The 18,550-nt window shown below is 46.9% G+C and carries 15 protein-coding genes; 8 read left to right on the top strand and 7 right to left on the bottom strand.

Annotated features, from left to right (window positions below; translation table 11 throughout):
* Positions 1–2: 2 nt before the first annotated feature.
* The 5 genes from folK to V1358_RS07355 all read right to left on the bottom strand — a co-directional run bounded on the left by folK (position 3) and on the right by V1358_RS07355 (position 4,663).
* On the bottom strand, positions 3–542 hold the full coding sequence (folK, locus tag V1358_RS07375; RefSeq protein WP_347393073.1) for a 2-amino-4-hydroxy-6-hydroxymethyldihydropteridine diphosphokinase: 540 nt from the start codon (positions 540–542) through the stop codon (positions 3–5).
* Positions 496–1,878, bottom strand: a complete 1,383-nt coding sequence (gene pcnB / locus V1358_RS07370) for a polynucleotide adenylyltransferase PcnB (protein ID WP_440589876.1) — start codon at positions 1,876–1,878, stop codon at positions 496–498. The genes folK and pcnB overlap by 47 nt, the downstream gene beginning before the upstream one ends.
* A 177-nt stretch (positions 1,879–2,055) precedes the next feature.
* Positions 2,056–3,015, bottom strand: a complete 960-nt coding sequence (gluQRS, locus tag V1358_RS07365; protein ID WP_347393072.1) for a tRNA glutamyl-Q(34) synthetase GluQRS — start codon at positions 3,013–3,015, stop codon at positions 2,056–2,058.
* 6 nt (positions 3,016–3,021) lie between these two features.
* On the bottom strand, positions 3,022–3,465 hold the full coding sequence (gene dksA, locus V1358_RS07360) for an RNA polymerase-binding protein DksA (protein ID WP_347390411.1): 444 nt from the start codon (positions 3,463–3,465) through the stop codon (positions 3,022–3,024).
* A gap of 169 nt (positions 3,466–3,634) precedes the next feature.
* Positions 3,635–4,663, bottom strand: a complete 1,029-nt coding sequence (locus V1358_RS07355; protein ID WP_347390412.1) for an AraC family transcriptional regulator — start codon at positions 4,661–4,663, stop codon at positions 3,635–3,637.
* Between the two features lie 146 nt (positions 4,664–4,809).
* On the opposite strand from V1358_RS07355, the gene V1358_RS07350 reads away from it, so the two are divergent.
* Both V1358_RS07350 and speB read left to right on the top strand, forming a co-directional pair.
* Positions 4,810–7,359 carry a penicillin acylase family protein gene (locus V1358_RS07350; protein WP_347393071.1) on the top strand — a complete coding sequence of 850 codons (2,550 nt, stop codon included), beginning with the start codon at positions 4,810–4,812 and terminating at the stop codon, positions 7,357–7,359.
* Positions 7,360–7,665: 306 nt separating this feature from the next.
* Complete coding sequence (gene speB, locus V1358_RS07345) at positions 7,666–8,622, top strand: agmatinase (RefSeq protein ID WP_347390414.1); 957 nt, start codon at positions 7,666–7,668, stop codon at positions 8,620–8,622.
* Between the two features lie 195 nt (positions 8,623–8,817).
* Here speB and V1358_RS07340 read toward each other — a convergent pair whose 3' ends face one another.
* Together V1358_RS07340 and V1358_RS07335 are read right to left on the bottom strand one after the other, a co-directional pair.
* Complete coding sequence (locus V1358_RS07340) at positions 8,818–8,973, bottom strand: hypothetical protein (RefSeq protein ID WP_347393070.1); 156 nt, start codon at positions 8,971–8,973, stop codon at positions 8,818–8,820.
* A 137-nt stretch (positions 8,974–9,110) separates the two neighbouring features.
* Positions 9,111–10,040, bottom strand: coding sequence for a LysR family transcriptional regulator (locus V1358_RS07335; protein WP_347390416.1), 930 nt, complete (start codon positions 10,038–10,040; stop codon positions 9,111–9,113).
* A 113-nt stretch (positions 10,041–10,153) separates the two neighbouring features.
* On the opposite strand from V1358_RS07335, the gene V1358_RS07330 reads away from it, so the two are divergent.
* From V1358_RS07330 to V1358_RS07305, 6 genes are all read left to right on the top strand, one after another.
* Entirely contained in the window at positions 10,154–11,626 is a 1,473-nt protein-coding gene (locus tag V1358_RS07330; RefSeq protein ID WP_347390417.1) for an NAD-dependent succinate-semialdehyde dehydrogenase, read from the top strand.
* A 47-nt stretch (positions 11,627–11,673) separates the two neighbouring features.
* Positions 11,674–12,954 (top strand): 4-aminobutyrate--2-oxoglutarate transaminase, encoded by a 1,281-nt coding sequence (gabT, locus tag V1358_RS07325; RefSeq protein WP_347390418.1) that lies wholly within the window; start codon positions 11,674–11,676, stop codon positions 12,952–12,954.
* Between the two features lie 141 nt (positions 12,955–13,095).
* Positions 13,096–14,442, top strand: a complete 1,347-nt coding sequence (locus tag V1358_RS07320; RefSeq protein WP_347393069.1) for a DUF3422 family protein — start codon at positions 13,096–13,098, stop codon at positions 14,440–14,442.
* A gap of 161 nt (positions 14,443–14,603) precedes the next feature.
* The gene (locus V1358_RS07315) at positions 14,604–16,025 is read left to right on the top strand and encodes an aldehyde dehydrogenase family protein (protein ID WP_347393068.1); all 1,422 of its coding nucleotides are present in this window, start codon (positions 14,604–14,606) and stop codon (positions 16,023–16,025) included.
* A gap of 10 nt (positions 16,026–16,035) precedes the next feature.
* Positions 16,036–17,430, top strand: coding sequence for an APC family permease (locus tag V1358_RS07310; RefSeq protein WP_347390421.1), 1,395 nt, complete (start codon positions 16,036–16,038; stop codon positions 17,428–17,430).
* A 102-nt stretch (positions 17,431–17,532) separates the two neighbouring features.
* The gene (locus tag V1358_RS07305) at positions 17,533–18,366 is read left to right on the top strand and encodes a helix-turn-helix transcriptional regulator (protein ID WP_347393067.1); all 834 of its coding nucleotides are present in this window, start codon (positions 17,533–17,535) and stop codon (positions 18,364–18,366) included.
* Positions 18,367–18,550 lie beyond the last annotated feature (184 nt).

Raw genomic sequence — 18,550 nt, 5'->3', positions numbered from 1 at the left:
CCTTATTGGATTTGTTCTAGGCCGTTGCGAGGCACGTTCGTTGTCAAAGAACTCACTGAAGTGCCATCCGGCAAGGCAAGTTCTGGAGCAAGCTCGAGCAAAGGATAGAGCACAAACTCTCTCTCTTTCATGCCATAGTGCGGCACAGTCAAACGTTCATCATCGAGTTGCTTGTCACCGAAAAGAATAATATCGATATCTAACGTGCGCGGGCCCCAACGCTCTTCTTTACGAACGCGGCCAAGCTTTAGCTCAATGGCCTGTGTGGCATCGAGTAGCGCGTGCGGTGGCAACTCACATTCAAGCTCCATCACCGCATTGACGTAATCGGGTTGGTCTTGTGGGCCCATAGGCTTACTTGCATACAAAGCAGAGCAGCGATGGGCACGTGTGCCTCCAAGCTGCTCTAGAGCAGTAATTGCTTGTTTTAACTGCGAAATCGGGTCGTTAAGGTTCGCACCTAAGCCCAAGTAAACTTTTTCGAATGCCACCGTGTTATTCGTCCGCTGCTTTGTTGCTGCTACGACGTTTGGAGCCACCATTGCGTCGACGGCGTGGGCGGTTATTCCCACCTAAGGATTTGACCATCATTTTTTGGCCATTCACATCGGCGTTTAGGTAGGCAGTCCACCAATCGCATAATTCTTTTAAGTCTTCTTGGCCACTGTCGACTAATAACAGCATAAAGTCATAGGCTGCTTTAAAGCGTGGTTGCTGACTTAGGCGGTAGGCGCGTTGGCCACCACGTTTATCGAAACGATGATGGATATGCCAAATATCACGAGCACCTAAGGTGAATCGTTTTGGTACCGCGACTTGTTGTGCACTTTCACTGAGAATTTGATTCATCGCCGCGCCCAGCGCTTCAAAATGAGGTAACTGCTCGCGCTGCATCAATTCTTCAGTACGTTTTAGTAGTGGGAACCACAATAACGCTGCAAAGATAAATGCCGGTGTTACTTTCTTATCATTGTTGATGCGTACATCGGTATTGACGAACATCTGCGTGATAAAACGTTCTTCAAGACCACCGGGGTTGGCATCAAGGATCTTATCCAAGCTGGGGAACAAATATTTGAACAAGCCATATTCACGTAGGGCTTTGAAGTTTGCTTCAGCTTTGCCGCCTAGGAACAGCTTTAAGCATTCTTCAAATAAACGCGCCGGTGGAATGTTGGCGAGTAGGTCAGCAAGTTGAGTAATCGGCTTCGCCGTGGCAGGCGAGATACTCATGTCTAGCTTTGTGGCAAAACGAATGGCACGTAACATCCGCACAGGGTCTTCGCGGTAGCGAGTTTCTGGGTCGCCAATCAGTTCAACGCGACGCTTTTTAATTGCTTTAACGCCATCGGCGTAATCGTAGATACAGAAATCTTTGATTGAGTAATACAGGGCGTTGATGGTGAAGTCACGACGCTGTGCGTCTTCGTCAATAGTACCGTAGACATTGTCACGCAGTAGTTGACCATGTTCGGATGCTTGGCTGATATTGCACTTAGCACCTTTCTTTGGTTCTGTACTTTCATGGTGACCACGCATGGTAGCTACTTCGATGATTTCGCGGCCAAAGACAATATGCGCCAAGCGAAAACGACGACCAATGAGACGACAGTTGCGGAATAATTTCTTTACTTGTTCTGGAGTTGCGTTGGTTACAACATCAAAATCTTTTGGTTGAAGGCCCAGTAATAAATCGCGTACGCAACCACCTACCAGATATGCCTCATAACCACCGTCTTTTAAGCGATACAGCACTTTGAGAGCGTTTGGGCTAAATTGGCCACGGGAAATACCATGCTCACTACGAGGAATGATAACCGGTTCGTGTAAGGTTGTGATATGACCGTCTTCGGCATCACTTTGCTCTTTGGTAGACAACACCTGTCTACACAGCTGAAACAGTTTAGAAATGATAATCGCTCTCCTAGGCTACAGTTATGGCGATTTTGAAAGTGGCTTATGATATACCAGCATGGCGGAAAAATTAAGCGAAGGGGTATAAAAATAAGCGCTTTGTTGTACAACAAACCCGATAAATCAGGGATTGGCCTGCGCTTATAATGTTAGCAGTTCAGTTTGCCCGTTGCTGTCTTGGCTCACTTGCACTTCTAACGCCTGCGTTAGCGCCTCGCTACGGTAATGCTGGATACCCCAAGTGATTACCTCTTCAACAGTTGCTTGCGAAAGTTCTTTATCAGGTTGGAACCCTAAAAAACGCAGTGCATCGAGCAACGCCGGTTGAGGATTTGTTTGATCAATGGCTGGGGCATAATTTTGCTTCGATAGCTTAAAACCAGGGCTTGCGACAGCCAAGGGAAGGTGCAGGTAACGGGGGGCTCGATGAGCTAATTGCTCAAACAGCCCAATTTGTCGCGCAGTGGGAATGAGTAAATCGGCGCCGCGGACAATGTCGGTAATACCCTGATCAATATCATCAATCACCACCACTAACTGATAGGCAAACAAGCCATCGCGACGTTTAATAATGTAGTCTTCTTGCGCTTCGATTGGGTCTATGTCGACGTGACCTTGCAATCTATCTTGATAGCTAAATACGGGGTGTTGTTGACGCAACCGTAATGCCAAGTCTTGGCCCTGAAGACCTAAATCGCGGCAATGACCGTTATACACGCCACCGAGAGCTTTAATTTGTTTACGTGTGCATTGGCAGTGATAAATGAGGCCTTGTTTGCTCAATTCAGAGGTGACTTCTTGATAGCGTTCGAGCCGCTGGCTTTGCCACATTATGTCGCCATGCCAGTGTAAACCGTAGGCTTCTAAAGTACGCAGAATGTCGCTGTCTGCGCCTTCGCGCACGCGCGGTGTATCTATATCTTCAATACGGACAAGCCATTGCCCCTGATGGGCATGGGCGTCGAGGTAGCTGCCTAGCGCGGCAACCAATGAACCAAAGTGCAGTGGTCCAGAAGGGGATGGGGCAAAGCGACCAATGTATTGTTCGCCACTTGGCACGCCTTCAGGCTGGCCAATATTGCCCCCATCCAATCGGGTCATGGTCTATTAACCGCGACCTGATTGCTTCTCTTTGATTTCAGCTAGCGCTTTACAGTCAACACATAGGTCAGCTGTAGGGCGAGCTTCTAGGCGACGAATACCAATTTCGATGCCACAAGACTCACAGTAACCAAAATCGTCTTCGTCGATTAAAGTTAGCGTCTTTTCAATTTTCTTGATTAGTTTACGTTCACGGTCACGGGTGCGCAGTTCAAGTGAAAACTCTTCTTCTTGTGCTGCACGGTCAACCGGATCTGGGAAGTTCGCCGCTTCATCCTGCATATGCGTTTTGGTGCGATCAACTTCGTTTCTCAGATCGTTACGCCACGTTTCCAGAATTTTGCGAAAGTGAGCACGTTGTTTTTCATTCATGTACTCTTCGCCTGGTTGTTCCTGATACGGCTCTAAACCCGCCTGAGCGATTAAACCTAATTTACGCTGCTCTGGCATAACTATCTCCTAAATCCTTAATACCTAGTCCCCGGAAAATACCGGCGGCTATAAATAGCAAAATACCACCCCCTTAGCAAACACTTTTTCTTTCTCTTATTTCGTGCAGTAGGGCTCTGTTGCAAACGCTACAAGGACGCTAGAGGTAGGCTGTGATGTTAATCTGGCTTTATATTGGGTTGATTACGTCTAATTCAAGACTCCTTTTATTTAAAAAGTATTGTTTCGGGGAGGTGCTAAACCAGCGCTTAAATGCGCGTTGCAACGCGCTTTGTTCGGAAAAGCCGAGCTTGTTTGCTACCTCGATGGCGCTGTAGTGTGATTCAAATAGCTGCAGTGCCAGTGATTTTCTGCATGTATCTAACAGTTGTGAGTAGCTTGTTTGTTGCTTTGCCAACTGCCGTTGCAGGGTTCTTGGCGAGCAGTCACACAGCTGAGCTACCTCATTGATACTCAACACATCAGGTAGGTGGGCGGTGATATGTAATTTCACCGCTTCGCAGATGGAATAACTGTTATTGAGTTGCTGCTGAGCCTGATTTAATAATAATTGCTCGAGCACTCTATCTGGTTGCTTTAAGGTTAAATTGATCACTTCTCGTGGCATGACTAAGGCATTGCTTGAAGCACCAAAAGTGACTGGGCAACGAAACATGTTTTCATACAAGCGCACTTCTTTGGAATTTTGCGGGGCGCTGCGGGTGAGGTAAATATGCAGCGGTGCAAGTTGCTCTACATCAAGCACATAAGCTTGTGCGAAGCTCAGCCAACTGGCAAACAGTTCATCAATAACATAGTAGCAGTCATTATTACTTGGTCCGAGGTCTATGGTGAGCGTTTTCGCTTGCTGATGAATGGTTAAACTTTGGGTGTGGCGCACTAAAGAATGAAAGCGTCGACCATATTCAACGACACGGCGAATATCTGCACTGACACTGGCGAGGTGCCCCAATACTCCCCAACGTTCCAAATCCAAATCTGCGCCAAATAACAAGCCTATATGAGGACAGTTTAATTGCTGGTGAGCCCAGCGCATTAAGCGAGAGTAATGGGTCAACGAAAAGCGACTTTCAGCACTGTGTAAATCTTGCTCTTGGCATTGCAGAATGTCGAGGCACGCTTGCCTAGCTAAGCCTTTACTTTGCAAAAACAGCACTAAGGAGCGCAGTACCTGATAACTGACGTAAGAAACCTGCATCGTTATTGTAATTATTATTATGCGATGACTTAAAAGTGAGTCATGTGGCGCCCAAAGTCAATTTTTGTCGTTTAGTGTCAAGATTTCACTTTCTTGTTCGGGCAAGGTTGATGGTTGAACAACACATAATAAGAAAAGGATGCACTATGAACACACATCTAAAACCTTTAGCAGCGGCTGTGCTTGCAGCACTACTATTGAGTGCATGTGGCTCCGATGATAAAGAAGAACCAGTCGTAACCACTCCAGACCCAGTCCAACCAGATCCTCAGCCTAAACCTCTGGTGCTATTTGACGAAGACGGTGTTTTAGAAGCCGATATTCGCTGGACAACATATGGTGTGCCCCATATCAAGGCAGACAACATTGAAAGCTTGGCGTTTGGTAGTGGCTACGCCTATGCCAAAGACAATGCCTGTGTGTTGATGGATCAAATAGTTAAAGTTCGCGGTCATCGCAGCATGTACTTTGGCCCTGACAAAGTACCGGGCAGTGGTGACAGCGAACACCTTATCTCGGACTTTGGTTACAAAGCGCTGGGAGTCAATGACTTCGCTGCCGCAAATTACATGGAACTCGACGAGCAAAGCCGTGCGCACTACGAAGGCTTCGTCGCAGGTTTCAATAAATATGTAAGTGATACAGGCGTAGCAAACCTTGCCCCAGAATGTGCGGGGCAGCCGTGGGCAATTACCCTGACGAAGGAAGACATGTTTGCGTACGCTATGGCGACAGTGCAATTGGCTAGTTCCGCTAATTTCCTTGATTTAGCCTTTTTCGCAAACCCAGGCGATGGTAACGAGTATTTGCCAGTGATGACCCAAGCCGGCGCGCAATCAAAAGCGTTTGCCCACGAGCTCAACACCAAGACCAGCACCCTAAAGCTAGAAAAGAAATATGAACATTTAGGGTCCAATGGTTGGGGTCTGGGTAAAGATAAAATGGAAAATGGTATGGGGGGCTTGCTTGCAAACCCTCATTTCCCGCACCAAGGTAATTTACGTTTTTGGCAATCGCATCTGACTATCCCTGATTCATTGAATGTGATGGGCGGTAGCTTGCAAGGTATGCCTGGGGTTGTGAACATTGGTTTTAACGAAAATGTTGCGTGGACGCATACTTTCTCTACCGCGCGCCACTTCATTATTTATCAATTGGCGCTCAAAGACGGCGACCGCATGACTTACACCTTAGATGGTGAAGAAATGCCTATCACCAGCAAGAATATCAGTGTGGATGTGGCGGTAGGTCCGGGTCAGGTGATCACCTTGAATAAGGACTACTACTATTCGCATCAAGGCCTGATGATTGAGACGCCTGCAGCGTTTGGTCTGGGTTGGAGTGACGGCAATGCCTTCACGATTAAAGATGCCAATGAATTTAATATGGATGTGGTTGGATTCTGGTCACGCATGAATGCGGCAAACTCACTTGATGATATGAAAGCTGTCTTTAAAGAATTTGATGGTGTGTCATTCAATAACACCATGGCATCTGACAAAGAAGGTAATACATTCTACATCGATGATTCAACGGTCTTGCAAGTGGGTGACACGGCTAACCTTGCGATGCGTTTAGAACCGCAATTGGTCGCACTGCGCGAGCAAACGGGCTTTGATTTAGTGCCCGGTGACACGTCGTTATTCGAATCAAGTGGGATCGTGCCGTATGAAGATGCACCAAAGCTTGAACGTACCGACTATGTGCAAAACTCCAACGACAGTTATTGGTTAACCAACCCAGAGCAACCATTGATTGGTTATGCGGCGCAGTATGGTGAGGTGCAATATCCGCAATCATTGCGTACCCGCATGGGGTTAAAGCTTTTACGTGAAGGAGGCGGTGCCGATGGAAAGTTCTCATTCGAGGAACTTGAGCAAGCACTAATAGGTAATGACATCTATTTGTACGATTTAGTTATTCCAGCTCTGGTAGAGCAATGCCAAGCACAAGGCATGACGCCGGTGAATGTCGGTGGTCGTGATGTTGACTTAAGCGCGGCCTGTGAATTGCTCGCTCAGTTCGATGGCAAGATGAACCTCGACACCAAAGGCGCTGGTCTCATTCGTGAATTTGCACACTTGTTTGACCCCGAAGTGCACCTGTTTGATAACTTCTCAGTCACCGACGCGGCCAACACGCCCAACACATTGAAGCTAGATGGTTCTGCACTGCAAGCATTAGCTCATGCGGTACTGAATGTGACCGACAATGGTTTTGCGCTTGATGCGACATTAGGTGAATTACAATTTGTTGAGAAAACCCTAGCTGGTGGCATGGGCTCGGGAGAAAAATTACCATGGGCTGGCCCAATGCACGTCGAAGGTGGTTTCAATGTGTTTAGGTTTGACCGTCGTGCGCTGTCGAATTCAACGGTTATCCCATACAAAATATTTGACCGACTGCCTGATGCCATCACTGGCCAGCCTTTGGCGTCTGGTTTGAGTGCGGATGGTTATCCAATCAACTATGGTTCGAGCTGGATGTTTGTAATGAATTTTACTGACAACGGCCCAGTTGCAAAAGGTTTGCTGACGAGTTCGCAAAGTTCACACTCAGATTCTGAGCACTTCGATGATCAAAGTCGTTATTACTCACAAAGCTCGGCGCTGCGCCCGCTGTATTTCAGTGAAGGTGATATTACCAATAACCTTATTGGTGAAATGAGTTTAAGTTACACCAAACCCACTGAGTAATTATTTTTGAGTAGTTCCTACCGAGTAGTTCCTACCGCAAAGCGAAAAGAAACCTCAGGGTGGGGCCCAGTGCATGCACTGCGCGCCCCACATTTCGCAAATAAAACGGTTTGCCTTTGTGGCGCCGTTATTTTGTTTTCTCAAGAACGCGTTTCTACTGCCACGCTATTTATCTGTGTAAGTAGTGTGGGTATTTCATACCAATACCCCCCAATAGGGGATCTCCGTCGTTGTAAGCTTTGCTAGATTGCCTTATTTAGGCGCAAAAGGCGCTGCAAAAATTCTTGCATTCATAAGGCTTACACTATGAAAGATAATAACTTCAACCAGCCGCTTGGCGGCAACCAAATGCCTCGCTTTGGTGGCCCAGGCACCATGTTTCGTTTACCGCAAAGTGAATTAACTGACGAGTTAGATATCGGTATCGTGGGTGTGCCATTGGATATTGGTGCGAGTAACCGCAGTGGCACGCGTTACGGCCCGCGCTCGGTAAGAAATGAATCTGTGCTGGTTCGCCCTTATGGCATGTACACTAAAGCAGCACCGTTCGACAGCTTTCAAATTGCTGATATCGGTGATGTGGCAATCAATACCTTTAACCTTCAAGACTCTATTCGTATTATCGAAGCGCACTACGACAACATCATGGCGCACAATATCAAGCCAATGACGGTGGGCGGTGACCACACGATTAGTTTGCCGATTTTGCGAGCCCTGTATAAAAAGCATGGCACTATGGCGTTAGTGCATGTTGATGCGCATGCTGACATTAATGATTCAATGTTTGGTGAACGTGAGTGCCACGGCACCATATTCAGACGTGCGATTGAAGAAGGTTTGGTCGACCCGAACAAGATGATCCAAATCGGCCAACGTGCAACAGGGTATAGCTCTGAAGATTTCCAATGGGCTATTGATCGTGGCGTTAAGGTGGTTCAAGCAGAAGAGTGTTGGCTGAAATCACTGACGCCATTGATGGAGCAGGTGCGTGAAATCATTGGTGAAGACATGCCAACTTACCTGACGTTCGACATCGATGGCATTGACCCGTCATACGCGCCGGGTACGGGCACTCCGGAACCTGCGGGTTTAACAACACCACAAGCGCTTGAGATTATCCGTGGTATGCACGGTACCAACCTAATCGGTGCCGACCTTGTTGAGGTATCACCACCGTACGACACATCAGGTAACACAGCATTGCTCGCTGCCAACCTTATATTTGAGATGTTGTGTAGCTTTCCTGGGTGTATTCGCCGCTAAGGGGGGTAGGGTTGGCCTATACAAGGCCAACTCCTTATTCTAGTTAACCTGAGCTTTGGTTAGTTATAAAAAAGGCCGCTTATCGTTTGATATGCGGCCTTTTTGGCGCTAAATAAAACTGGTTGGTACGCTGCAATTGAGGTTCGCAGCGTGAATAGCTCGGGTATTCAATTCAAAAAGTGGTTAACAGTCGGTTTAGTTGTAACCTAGCACATAGCTCTTATTGGTATCACTGTCGCTTGAGTGTCTTGGTTGTATCACCTTTGGCCTTGGTTGGTGGTCTTGCTGTTGTTGCTCATCGGTGCAATTTTTAGTGTGAGCACCTTGCTCGGGAGCGCTGTTTATATTCATAGTAATAGCCTTGCGTGAGAGTCATACCATTGCTGTTATGCACACACTATTTCAAATCATCAGTGGCTATAGAATCCCCGAACGGGGGGAAGAGGATTGCAACGCCAATAATTGTTTGCGCCATCCTACCCCCAAGGTTAGCTGTCTAACTCAAATACACTCGAAAAGGTGCTAAGCAACAAATCAATTTTGCTGCGCTCGGTGGGGTTCTTCTTATGTACAAGGGAAAGATTAAACGGATAGGTGCGTGTGCTTGGCTGAATGAGGCGCATCTCACCGTCATTAAGTTCTTGCTGGATAAAGCTTTGTGGCAAATAGCCAATGTATTTACCGGATAAAATCATCGCCTTACGAGTATCAAACTGATACGCCCGCGCGCACAAATTCAACTGTGAAAGTTGCATGCGCCCGGCACTGTCGATATCAATTCCTGGGTGGATCGCTGGCACTGAGGCCAAGTCGCTTTCGCTGATGTGGCTATCCACGATGTCGAAAAATGGATGTTTCTTCGAACAGCACAAAAAGATGGGCTCACTCGATAGGGGTAGATAATTGAGCCCCTCAATTTGTTGATACCCAGGAAAAATTCCCAAATGCGCTTTACCTTTGAGCAATTGTTTTTCAATGCTGGGAATCGACTCCCCATCTAGGGTGATGTGTAAGTTGGGCGAGTTGTCCGATAAACGCGCAATCACCTCAGCAAGTTTCAAACGCTTTTTATCATCAAGCTGATCGGCACATAGAATTACGAGTTCACCACTGAGTTCCTTTCCGAGCGAGCCCACAATTAAAGAAAAATCATTAAGGGAGTCAAACAAGTTAATCACTGCGCGATAAACCGCTTGGCCATCTTCGGTAAGTGAGAAGCCACCCCGACCACGCAGGCACAGCTTCAACTTCATGCGCGTTTCAAGGTTGGACATATGCACACTAATAGTTGAACGCGTGATCCCCAGCGCATTTTCAGCAGCAGCGAAACCACCGTGTTCAACCACAGACACAAAGATTCGCAGCAGTCGCAAATCATATTCGGTAATGGGTTTGGGGATAATTGAATTAAGTGCCATCGCAAATGCCTAATGTTTTATGAAGTTAAAACTTAACGTTTAAAGTTTGTTATTTAACCCAGTTTACTATTGTTATTCAATACCCCTATCGTGATGTTCAATGGAGAACAACAATGCAAGACACAATCGAATTAGGTCTAAAAGACAATCAACTGTTGAAAAACTTCTCATATATCAACGGTAGTTGGCACAGCAGTGAGTCTCAAGTTGCTATTATTAACCCAGCCAATGGCGAAGAAGTCACAAAAGTAAGCAACGCGGGCATTGCCGAAACTGAGTTGGCTGTTAAAGCGGCTAAGTCAGCGCTTAAAGCATGGTCGGCAAAGCCTGCCCATGAGCGCGCAAAGCTAATGCGTAACTGGTTTGACTTAATGATGGCAAACCAAGATGACTTGGGTCGCATTTTGACGCTAGAGCAGGGTAAACCATTGGCGGAAGCCAAAGGTGAAATTGCTTACGGCGCGGCCTTTATCGAATGGTTCGCCGAAGAAGGTAAACGTGTATACGGCGATACCATTGCCGCGCCTTCGAGCGATAAACGCATTGTAGTGATCAAACAGCCAGTCGGGGTTGTCGCAGCGATTACGCCGTGGAACTTTCCAAATGCCATGATTGCCCGTAAAGCGGCGGCAGCATTGGCAGCAGGCTGTACCTTTGTGGTTCGCCCAGCAACACAAACACCTTTGTCTGCACTGGCTATGGCCGAGCTTGCAGAGCGTGCGGGTATTCCTGCAGGTGTATTCAACGTGGTTGTGGGTGAAGATGCCCGAGGTATGGGCCAAGTGCTGACACAACATCCCGATGTCGCTAAGTTCACCTTCACAGGTTCAACACCTGTAGGTAAGGCACTTATTAGCCAGTGCGCTACGACTGTGAAAAAAGTATCGATGGAACTCGGTGGCAACGCACCGTTCATCGTCTTTGACGATGCAGACATCGATGCGGCAGTCCAAGGTGCTATTGCCTCTAAATACCGCAACGCTGGGCAAACCTGCGTGTGCACTAACCGTATTTTTGTACAACAAGGCGTGTTAGCCGAGTTTACTGAAAAATTCGCCGCTGCTGTGTCCCAGCTGAGCATTGGTAATGGTCTTGAAGCAGGTGTCAGCATTGGCCCGATGATTTCAACAAAGGCAGTAAGTGATGTGGAGTCCTTAGTGCAGCAGTCGTTGGATCAAGGTGCGAAACTTGCGCTTGGTGGTCAGCGCGATGCAGCGGGCGAACACTTCTATCAACCAACGATACTCACGGGCGTGACTAACGACATGGCCATCGCACGTAACGAAATTTTTGGCCCGGTGTCACCAATTATCGCCTTCGATGAAGAAGCGGATGTGATTGCTCAAGCGAATGACACGGAATACGGCCTCGCTGCTTATTTTTACACTCGTGATATTGGTCGTATTTGGCGCGTAGCCGAAGGCCTTGAATACGGTATGGTCGGCATCAACGAAGGATTGATCTCAAATGCAGCAGCACCATTTGGGGGCGTGAAGCAATCAGGTAACGGTCGCGAAGGCTCTAAGTACGGCTTAGACGACTATCTAGAAATCAAATACTTGTGCATGGGCGGCTTAGATAAATAACCCCAAGCCCAGACAAAGCAGTAATCAACGAATTAGGTAGAATTGAAATGACAAACGCAAGTTTACAACAAAGAAAGACGCAAGTTATTGCGCGCGGCCAAGGCAACGTGTACCCAGTGTATGTTGAGCGCGCACAAAACGCAGAACTATGGGATGTAGAGGGCAACCGCTACATCGACTTCGGCACAGGCATCGCGGTGTGTAACACAGGTCACAGCCATCCCAAAGTAGTTGCCGCGGTCAAAGCGCAAATCGACAAGTTCAGCCACACTTGTGTGATGGTAAATCCATATGAAGTTGCTGTTGAGTTGGCTGAAAAGCTCACGCAAATCGCCCCTGGTGAAAGCGAAAAGAAAGCGATTTTTGTGTCAACGGGTGCTGAAGCGGTAGAAAACTGTGTAAAGATCGCTCGTGCCTACACTGGTCGTCGCGGTGTGATAGCTTTCAACGGTGGTTTCCACGGTCGTACCAACTTAGCTATGGCACTAACGGGTAAAATTACACCATACAAAAACCTATTTGGCCCATTCCCTGGCGATATCTTCCACGCACCGTTCCCAACTGCGTGTCACGATATCACGGTGAAGCAGTCACTTAAGGCGCTAGAGAACCTATTCAAGGTTGATATTGCACCAAGCGATGTAGCGGCAATCATTGTTGAGCCAGTACAAGGTGAAGGTGGTTTCTACGCAGCACCAAAAGAGTTCCTTGAAGCGCTTCGCAAACTGTGTGATGAGCACGGGATCTTGTTGATTGCCGATGAAATCCAAACAGGTTTTGCGCGCACAGGTAAGATGTTCTCAATGGAGCACTCAGGTGTTGAAGCTGACCTCATGACGATGGCAAAAGGCATCGCGGGTGGCTTCCCAATTGCCGCGGTCGTAGGCAAATCAGAAGTAATGGACGCGCCATTACCAGGTGGTTTAGGCGGTACTTACGGTGGTTCACCTGTGGCTTGTGCTGCCGCACTTGCAGTACTTGAAATCATCGAAGAAGAAAACCTGATTCAACGTGCAAACGAAATCGGTGCGATCTTTAACGAAAGCTTAAACGCGCTTAAACGCCAGCACCCAAATCTGATTTTGGATGTGCGTAACCAAGGTGCGATGATTGCTATGGAATTGGTGCACGAAGGTGATGCTGAGCAGCCAAACACTGAGCTAACTCAAGCTCTTATAGCTAATGCCGCAAAGCATGGTTTAGTGCTTCTTGCGTGTGGCTTCTACGGTAACGTGATTCGCTTCTTGCCAGCACTGACTGCTAGCGACGAAATCGTGACTGAGGGCCTTACTAAGTTTGCCGCGTTATTTAACGAACTCGCAAACTAAACGGTTTTGCCCAGTCCGCACGCATTTTTAGATCCCCCCATCTATTTGATCCTAACGCGGGCTGGGTATTTTTAAACAAGCTACTGATAGCAAGACGTTGTTCTTGCTATTTTTTTTGCCTTGAACACAGCAGAGGGTGAGATGAGCCAGAAAATTGCCGCCAGTATTGAATTTCGATACGCCGCACAAAGGGAGTATCATTACACGCAGGTGAATAAGCATGCACGTTTTGAGTATCACTATGCGGAATTGCATGCTCGCCCTTTTTCACGCTCTCGAGTACCATTGCGCATTTCACAATTATGCTTTTTGCACGATGAGCACAGTTGTGCCGCACGTGAATTAACGCATTTGGCGCGCATATGTGAGCGCTATGGCATTAACCCACCCAAAGCAGGGGCGTCGTGCTTTTATCAGCGCTTAGGAGATTTTGAAATTCGCTATGAGCGCCATACAGAATTCAGCAGTTACAGCTTTATTTTGCATGATGTGGAGTCGCAACCTTTTGCGCACCCGCCAATTGCTTTGGTTCCTGCCGATTGGTTACAGCAGATCTCCGGCCAGGTTATTTCTGCTGTGCATATCGAAGCGCTGGCAGAAAACGCCATTAATTTAGAGCGTGAAAACTTACGTCAATGTTTTGAAGGCCACCGTTTAATAGGCTCGCAGCTGCGCCAAGGGGAGGCGTCTGTGTATACGGCACTGCGCCTTCATAGCGACGAATTTAACCGTATTTTGGTGGTGAATAAGTCGCTTAATGATTGCCAAAGTGGTCGCGTACTGAGAGCGCTTTTGGAAGTGGAAGCCTATCGCAATATGACCTTATTGGCGTTCCCTTTGGCGCAAGAAGTCAGTGCGAAAGTCAGTGATATGGAGTCGAAACTCGCTGATTTATTGAAAAGTCAGCATGATGTACGCACCGGTGAGCAAGACAAACAACTGCTCTCTCAGTTGTCACATATGGCCGGTGAAGTGGCGAGGTTAATCGCCGATTCGCGCTATCGTTTTGATGCCGCCACCGCCTATTACCAGATGGTAATAAGTCGGTTAAATGAGCTCGAAGAGCAAGAAATTAATGACTTGCAAACCTTGTGTGCGTTCATTGAGCGACGTTTATCGCCGGCAAACCGTACCGTTATAGCGGCACAAAGGCGTTTGGATGACCTTGCTAGTCGCGTTGATAGGGCCAGTGAGTTTTTACGTACTCGCGTAGATATGGCAATAGAGGTACAAAACCAAGCACTGTTAAAATCGATGGAGCGAAGAGCACGTTTACAGTTTAATCTGCAACAAACCGTGGAAGGTTTGTCGGTTGTGGTGATGACCTATTACGTGTTGCAGCTTTGCGATTATGTGTTGCAAGCTGCTAACGATTTAGGAACAAGCGTGAACAAAACGCTCATTATTGTGCTGTTAATGCCAATTATTTTTGCCTTAACTTGGCTGTTAAATCGACGCATAAGAAAAAAGTTTAACCGTATGAAATAAAGAATAAAAAGTCGTTAAACCCATGTCAAAGGAGTGCCAAAGATGTATAGGGTATCCCACATAAAGGTGTGGAGATAATACTTCCACCTCCCCCTATGGGGGTACTTTACTTTGAGTTGCTAACTTAGTCTTAACATTCGACTAAATGGCAGGGTAAGAAAATGTATAGATATAACCAGTTCTACATTGATGGAACGTGGCAAGCGCCAAGCAGTGCCGATACCATTGATGTATTGAATCCAGCAAATGCTGAACTGTGCGCACAAACCGCCAGTGCCCAACATGCTGATGTGGACGCAGCTATCAGCGCCGCAAAGAAAGCGTTTGTTACTTGGTCTAGGACGACTGCTACGCAGCGCAGCCAATTTATCAATGCGATTGCCGATGAGATGCAAGCACGAATTGATGAGTTGACTGATGCCATCTCTACCACCATGGGGTGCCCTCGACATCTTGCTCTGGATATCCAAGTACAAGGTTCTATCGATGCATTTCGTCAGTTCGCTGACATGACCTCATACCTAGATGAATCACACACTGAAAACGGCATTATGCAAATTCACGCCCCTGTGGGTGTATGTGTGCTCATCAATCCATGGAACTACCCATTATCACAGCTTGTAGGCAAGCTTGGACCCGCGTTGGCAACCGGTTGTACCGTGGTGTTAAAGCCTGCAGAGCAAACGCCGCTGCAAGATTTAATTCTTGCTGACATCGCTGACAAGGTAGGTTTACCTGCGGGGGTATTGAACGTCATTACTGGCGTGGGTCAAAACATCGGTGAGTATCTGTGTTCACACCCAGATGTGGACATGGTGTCATTCACAGGCTCCACTGGCGCCGGTATTAAAGTCGCGCAAGCAGCGTCGACAACGGTAAAGCGCGTGTGCCAAGAACTCGGCGGTAAATCACCTTACATCATCACCGAAGATGCCGATTTAGAAGCGGCAGTGCGCTATGGCGTAGAAGACGTAATGATTAACTCTGGGCAAACTTGCTGTGCGTTAACGCGCATGTTGGTGCCACAGAGCAAATACGATGATGCAGTGGCGATTGCTAAGGCGGTAGCGCTGGAAAACGTTGTTGGTGACCCTCGCTCAGATGAAGTGACGATGGGCCCTCTCAGTTCTCACTTGCAGCAGCAACGCGTGCGTGACTACATCCAAGCGGGTATTGATGAAGGCGCGACCTTAGTGACGGGCGGATTAGACGTGCCAGAGCACCTGCAACAGGGCGCGTATGTGTTGCCAACCATTTTCGCTGATGTGCACAACGACATGAAAATCGCCCGTGAGGAAATTTTTGGTCCAGTGCTGTGCATGATCCCTTATCAGGATGAACAGCAAGCAATCACCATTGCAAACGATACTGTGTTTGGCCTTTCTTCTGGCGTGTATGCCAAAGATCATGCGTCAGCAATCGCAATCGCGCGTCAAATTCGTGCGGGCCAGTGTTATATCCAAGGTTCTTATTTCAACACAAACGCACCGTTTGGTGGCTTTAAACAGTCAGGCAATGGACGTGAGTGGGGACGTGAAGGGTTACGGGAGTTCGTAGAAGTACAAACTTTCGTTATTGAGTGAGGAAAAAGGTATGAGTGAACAACAAAAAATTATAAAAACACTCGGCATCAGAGATATCTTTCTATTTTGTGTTTCTGCCGTTTTATTACTGGATACTTTAGCTGCTGGAGCAGTGATGGGACCGACCGTGATCTTTTGGTGGGTGCTGTTAACTATTTTGTTCTTGATCCCCTTTGGTGCGATCAGTACGGAACTGGGTAGTGCGTATCCTGAACAAGGTGGTATCTATGCGTGGGTAAAACGTGCATACGGGCAGCGTATGGCATCACGTATTAGTTGGTACTATTGGGCGAACGTGGCGGTGTGGATCCCGGCAATTTTCATTCTTTTTGCAGGTGTCTTCTCACAACTGTTCTTCCCTGATATGTCGCTAACCAGCCAGATAGTACTCGGTGTTTCGCTAATTTGGGTTGTGGTTATAGCTAACATTGTGGCTTTAAACATTGGTAAGTGGGTTCCGAATATTGGCGCTGCTATCAAACTAGCAATCTTTGCTATCCTCATTATCGGTGGCATTTCATACGGCTTGGAAAACGGTATTGCGAACGAATTTTCTTTAGCAACCATGATTCCAAGTTCAGAGAATGGTGGATGGAGTTTACAATACCTACCAGCGGTTGTTTACGGCATGCTAGGTTTTGAACTTGCAAGCGCCAGTAGCGCAGAGATGAAAAATCCGAAACGTGATTTACCCAAAGCGGTGTTCTCATCAATTGCTGTGGTCGTTGCAGCCTACCTATTAGCAACATCAGCAATCTTGGTGGCACAACCTGCAGAGAACGTCGATGTAGTTGATGGCCTTATCGATACGCTGTCTACTTTCTTCGGTGGTTCACCGCTTGGTGATGCTTTCGTGGTGTTCTTGGGTGTGGGTGCTTTGTATACCTTCTTCTCAAATGGGGCAACATGGGCGATGGGCGCAAACCGCGCAGCGGCAGAAGCGGCGATTGATAAAGAATTACCGCAAGCTTTCGCAATCGAAACCAAGCATGGTACGCCACTTGGCGCGTCTATCTTGCTCGGTGTTGTAGCATCAGTGTTGCTTACTTTGTATGGCTTCATGGCGGGTAATAACGAAGATTTATTCTGGTCGCTGTTTGCTTTCAGTGGCGTAATCTTCATGTTGCCTTATGTGGCGATGTGTACAGCGTTTGTGAAAATTCGCTCGCAAGATGCCCACAAAGAACGCGATGCTGAGGTATTCCGCTTCCCAGGTAAGCCTGGCTTTGTAAAAGCATGTGCGTATCTTTGTGCCACTATTCTTGCTGTGACCATCACTTTGTTCATTTATGTTCCTGGTGAAGGTGTTGCGTGGGAAGTACTGTGGGGTGCATTAGCAACAATCGTGATTGGTGAAATCCTCACTTTTCGTAGCTCAAAGAGCCCAGAGTTAGCGCGCGCGTAAACCTCGGTTTTTTTAGAGTGATATAAACAGCGGCTTTTTATGGTCGCTGTTTATTATTTTAGGTTTTTAGGTTTTATTATTCTTTTTTAGGCTCATCATTATATGAAGTACGATAAATTTAGTTTAGCCTTGATTGAACTTGCTCAGAATGTTGGCCAAGAAAGTTTCTATTCGAAGCTTAAAGAGTTCTTTAAGTCTAATTTCGACTTTGATGAATTACTGGTACTCCAACTCAATAAAATAGCGGATGCCAAGCTATGCTATCGCTATGGTGTGGACGGCATTAAAAATCGTCTACAGGGGGAAGATGCATGGAAATACCTCACTCGTTTATATGTTTTAGACCCTTATTATCGGGTATTTGCGGACAAAGAGCGCTTTGGCTTTTTCGCCCTTGAAGAAATCGCGCCAGATGAGTTTGCCAACATTTATAACAGTTACTTTAACTTCTTAAAGCTCAGTGATGAGGTTGGGTATCTTTTCCCTATTGATGACGATAACTGCTTACACATTGATTTATCTCGCTTTGGTAATGAGCGAGTATTCTCTCAAGAGGATAAAGAAATCTTCAAGCAGTTATATGACCCACTAAAGTTGTTGTGCGCTCAGCATTTAGAACTTATAGGAAAATGTGCGGATAAAGACGAGCAAAGTCAGTCTAATGTGGAAGACGTGTTGGTGAATTTCGGTAAGGAAATTCTTACCAATAAAGAATACCAAGTTTGTCAGCTGTTATTGCAAGGCCACTCCACCAAGGCCATTGGCACTATCATGGAAATTAGCTATGAGACGGTCAAAATGCACAAGAAAAACATCTATGGCAAAACCTTTTTGTCGAGCCAATCTGAGTTACTCGCTTTGTTCATTGATATTTTGCAGCAAGATACCCTAAGCCAAGGGGTAGATCACTTAGCAAAATATGTTGAACAACAATAATTAACCTGAGCCTCGCATAGCGAATGCCTTTCTAGCAGCCAGTTTTGGCGCTAACTGTGTTTAATTTACTTCCAATAGCCAGCTATTGGTACGTAAATTCGCCTAGTTATCCCTAAAACTCTCTGGCTAGACAAGAGGGCATTTATAGTGAACTTGAAAAACAATGAGTTAGCTCATCCATTAT

The sequence above is a fragment of the Pseudoalteromonas pernae genome (assembly GCF_039831865.1).
In the GTDB taxonomy this organism is placed as follows: domain Bacteria; phylum Pseudomonadota; class Gammaproteobacteria; order Enterobacterales; family Alteromonadaceae; genus Pseudoalteromonas; species Pseudoalteromonas pernae.
The sequence above is the reverse complement of the archived record's forward strand: the minus strand, read 5'-3'. Positions and strand labels throughout refer to the sequence as shown.

What these genes read in the sequence shown, in the direction of transcription:
- V1358_RS07335 (WP_347390416.1), bottom strand. Translation starts at nt 10,040, where the DNA reads ATGGCACTTAATTCAATTATCCCCAAACCCATTACCGAATATGATTTG.
- gluQRS (WP_347393072.1), bottom strand. Translation starts at nt 3,015, where the DNA reads ATGACCCGATTGGATGGGGGCAATATTGGCCAGCCTGAAGGCGTGCCA.
- speB (WP_347390414.1), top strand. Translation starts at nt 7,666, where the DNA reads ATGAAAGATAATAACTTCAACCAGCCGCTTGGCGGCAACCAAATGCCT.
- V1358_RS07310 (WP_347390421.1), top strand. Translation starts at nt 16,036, where the DNA reads ATGAGTGAACAACAAAAAATTATAAAAACACTCGGCATCAGAGATATC.
- V1358_RS07355 (WP_347390412.1), bottom strand. Translation starts at nt 4,663, where the DNA reads ATGCAGGTTTCTTACGTCAGTTATCAGGTACTGCGCTCCTTAGTGCTG.
- dksA (WP_347390411.1), bottom strand. Translation starts at nt 3,465, where the DNA reads ATGCCAGAGCAGCGTAAATTAGGTTTAATCGCTCAGGCGGGTTTAGAG.
- V1358_RS07305 (WP_347393067.1), top strand. Translation starts at nt 17,533, where the DNA reads ATGAAGTACGATAAATTTAGTTTAGCCTTGATTGAACTTGCTCAGAAT.
- V1358_RS07320 (WP_347393069.1), top strand. Translation starts at nt 13,096, where the DNA reads ATGAGCCAGAAAATTGCCGCCAGTATTGAATTTCGATACGCCGCACAA.
- gabT (WP_347390418.1), top strand. Translation starts at nt 11,674, where the DNA reads ATGACAAACGCAAGTTTACAACAAAGAAAGACGCAAGTTATTGCGCGC.
- V1358_RS07330 (WP_347390417.1), top strand. Translation starts at nt 10,154, where the DNA reads ATGCAAGACACAATCGAATTAGGTCTAAAAGACAATCAACTGTTGAAA.
- folK (WP_347393073.1), bottom strand. Translation starts at nt 542, where the DNA reads ATGGTGGCTCCAAACGTCGTAGCAGCAACAAAGCAGCGGACGAATAAC.
- V1358_RS07315 (WP_347393068.1), top strand. Translation starts at nt 14,604, where the DNA reads ATGTATAGATATAACCAGTTCTACATTGATGGAACGTGGCAAGCGCCA.
- V1358_RS07350 (WP_347393071.1), top strand. Translation starts at nt 4,810, where the DNA reads ATGAACACACATCTAAAACCTTTAGCAGCGGCTGTGCTTGCAGCACTA.
- V1358_RS07340 (WP_347393070.1), bottom strand. Translation starts at nt 8,973, where the DNA reads ATGAATATAAACAGCGCTCCCGAGCAAGGTGCTCACACTAAAAATTGC.